Source organism: Chryseobacterium sp. 14P4.3.2 (assembly GCF_057799275.1).
The window spans coordinates 1-3611 of the sequence record NZ_JBYOKO010000041.1 but is presented as its reverse complement, the minus strand read 5'-3'; the positions used below and the strand labels follow the sequence as shown (position 1 = coordinate 3611).

At 32.8% G+C, this 3611-nt stretch carries 2 protein-coding genes; both read left to right on the top strand.

Annotated elements, in window-relative coordinates:
- Nucleotides 1-306, top strand: a 306-nt coding sequence (locus AC27VX_RS23580) for a T9SS type A sorting domain-containing protein (RefSeq protein WP_488698403.1), incomplete at its 5' end; no start/stop codon positions are given.
- Nucleotides 307-319: 13 nt separating this feature from the next.
- A partial coding sequence (locus tag AC27VX_RS23575; RefSeq protein WP_488698401.1) for a hypothetical protein occupies nucleotides 320-3611 on the top strand: 3292 nt, incomplete at its 3' end.

Genomic DNA, 3611 nt, shown 5'->3' with positions numbered 1-3611 from the left:
GAACTGGGCAAAGAAAACTGGAAGATTGTAAAACTGGGAGACAAACAGGTTGATCTGTTAATGGAGAAATTTGATATCAAGATCTATCCGAATCCGGTATCCGATTATGCTTATATAGAAATTGGTTTCGACTTTAAAGAGGCTGATATTATGCTGTATGATATGAGCGGAAGGCAGCTTCAGAGCTTGAAAACAAAGAATAAAGTAACTAAGATTAATACGCAGGCTCTGGTTCAAGGGGCTTATTTGGTGACGATAAAAACGGACAATAATAAAACGGCGAATGCAAAGCTGATTAAGAAATAAAAAACTAACAATCATGAAAAATTTTTTTTTAATTTCAATAATTTTCCTGAATTTTATTGGTGTTTCAGCGCAAGGTGGTTATGATGATTTATCTTCAAACAATACTTATAATATAATTCCACCTACACCGGAATCTTATTATAAGGCCAAATTTGGAAATACAGAAATCAATGATTTCAAAGGAGAACCTACCGTAAATATTCCTTTATTTTCTATGTCTAAAAAAGATATAGGTGTGAATTTAAATTTAAAATATATAAAAGCTGGAGTCAAAGTAAATGATCTTCCCAATTCTACAGGAATGAACTGGATACTTGATACCGGAGGCAGTATTACCAGAACAATTTATGATAAGAGAGATGAGTTTTTTGGGAATATTCATACAATAAACCATACCATACCATATATTGATCAATCTGATACCCAAGGTTGGGGAGCCTATATTGGATTACATACAGGAGATCACGAAGTAGATGTATTTAATTACAGTATTTCAGGATATTCAGGTAGCTTTTATTTGGATGAAAATTTTAATCCTGTTTTAATTAATAACGATAATAATCTAAAAATTGAAACGATTGGAAATTTCAGAGAAAATTATGCTTTTAAGATCACTACTTATGATGGATTGGTTTATTCTTTTGGAGGAAATGGATTTACAGAAATAACATTTAATAAAGATAATCCGTCTCTTGCCGGTGTTACTGGTTTTTATTTAAAACAAATTTCGAGCAATAAGACCAACCGTTCTATTAACTTTATATATGAAAGTATGAGTCCCAGAGCGATTGTTTTGAATGAACAGCAAAGTGTAGCTGTCGGAAATGTCTTTACCTATGAAGATAGTTGTGGTGGTGGTGGAATGCCGACCGGGGAAATTAATTATAATAGTAATATACTTCATATCACTAATTTGAAAAGGTTACAGAAAATAGTTGCAGATGATGATGAAACTTTTATTTTTAATTATTCCACAGATTATGTTTTGTATAATAAACTGACTGAAGTGGTTCATTCAAATGGAAATAGCATCATCAGGAAAATTGCATTGGATTATTTGGATAATAATAAAAATAATATTATTGAACGGTTTTTCTTAAATAAGATAACTTTTTTTGAATATAACAATTCGTTATTTAATAAAAAAGAAGATTACCTTCTTGAATATAACTCACCGCTGGAAATTCCAATGAGACTCTCAAAAGCTGTAGATTACCTTGGGTTTTATAATGGTAAAGAATATAATACCCATTTGATCCCCAATACCAATCTCCTTGATAATACCAATTTTACTTTTCCTGATTATTTTGCAGACAGAACAGCCAGTTTCAAATATGCAGCAAAAGGTACTTTAAAATCAATCACTTATCCTACAAAAGGAAAAACTAATTTTGAGTATGAACCTATCAAAAAAGTGATGAGAAATAATGATTTAGTTCTTGAAATCAACACGATAAAAAGAACAGATACAAAAGAGCTTAAGCAATTTGAATTTATTGGTGGAAATGTTCAGTTAATGATATCTTTGGAATCTCCAGACCCTCATAGTCCAATCAAAGCAAGGGCTAAATTTACTATACTGGATGAAAGCAATACTGTGGTATATACCCACCACATGGCCATAACCAAAATAACCAATCCAGCAGAAGTAGATTATGATCAGTTTACATTCTATAATAATAAAAAATATAAGTTTGTCTATGAGGTGATGAATAATAATTGTAATAACTGTAATGGAGGTGTAAAAATTACATACAAAGATATGGACCCCCTAAATGGTGTTGGAGTACGGCTAAAACGACAATATGATACCTTAGAAAATGACACTATAAATATTAAAAGAGTGTATTACAGTGAATTTGACAAGATTTCTGAGAATTTATTTGAATATGATGATATTTTTCCGAATTTTCAAACCAGTATTTATACACAATCTCATACCTCAACAACTGCTGCTGCAGAAACCTGTGCTGCACAAGAACACAGACAATATTTAGGATGGGCAGTTTTGAGCCAGTATCTAGAGTCATCACCTTTGCCCGGATCGTTAACCCGAAATTCCTTTGATGATTCATCTGGATATTTTAATCTGGCCGATCCTATGTATAAGAATGTCACCATTAGCTATGGTGGAGATCATTTTGAGAAGGGGGGTGAAGAAAAAAAATATTACATAAAAGACAGAAGCTCATTAGAGACAGATTTGCATACACCGGTAGCCATGGAAATGCCGCCAGGAGCACCCGCTTATATTGGGTATTCTGTTGTAACAGGGCTTATTTCAAGTGTTAAAGAAAAATTTGCCCGTTATTATTCTTTTTCAAATATTGATGGTAAACTGCTGAAAAATATTATTTTTCACATGAAAAATAATACTCCATTTTTAAAGCAAAGTATTGTTTCAACCTATACTTTTCAAGATAATCCTAAAATATACAATATTATCGGGGCCACATTATATAAAAATATTTATAGTACTCCGACCGCTATTATCAATAAATACATAGGAGTCTATCCTATCATAACCACTCAGGCTTTTTTAAATAAAGTAGTTAGAAAAGAGTATCAGGAAGATGTTCCTCTTGGAATAGCAGATGATTCCAATGTTAAAAAAATAGTCACAACCAGTGATTATGAATACAGTAATCCTTTTAATCAGCTAAGTAAAAGCTTAATAACCACTGCTGAAAATGTGAATATAGAGACCCAATACAAATATGCTTCTGAAAAAAATAACCAATATCTAATCAGTAAAAATATCGTGGGTATTGCTCTTGAAAGCGAAACTAAGAAAAATGGAAAAGTGATAGCCAAAACAGAAACATTGTATCCTTCTACTCAGGCTGAAGCTGATGTATTAACAACAGGACTGGCACTTCCATATTCTCTGGTATCGCAAAATCTTCTCAGCACTACAATGGAGCCTAATGTAAAATATGATCAATACGATGCTAAAGGAAATCTACGTCAGTACACGGCAAAAGATGGAATTCCGACAGCTATTATCTGGGGATATAATAATACGAAACCTATTGCCAGAGTAGAAGGAGTCACTTATCAGCATTTATCAGAGAATTATCCTGTATTGGCAGAAATTATCAGCGCTTCAGATACCGATGCTAATGCAGGAACCAATAATGATGAAACTTCGTTTTTAGCATCACTGCAAAAATTCAGAACCAAGCTTAGTATAGACAGGTTCAGACCTCTTGTTTCTACCTACACTTACGATCCGCTAATCGGGGTAAGAACCATCACCCCGCCTTCCGGGATCAGAGAAAACTATATCTATGATTCAGCCAATC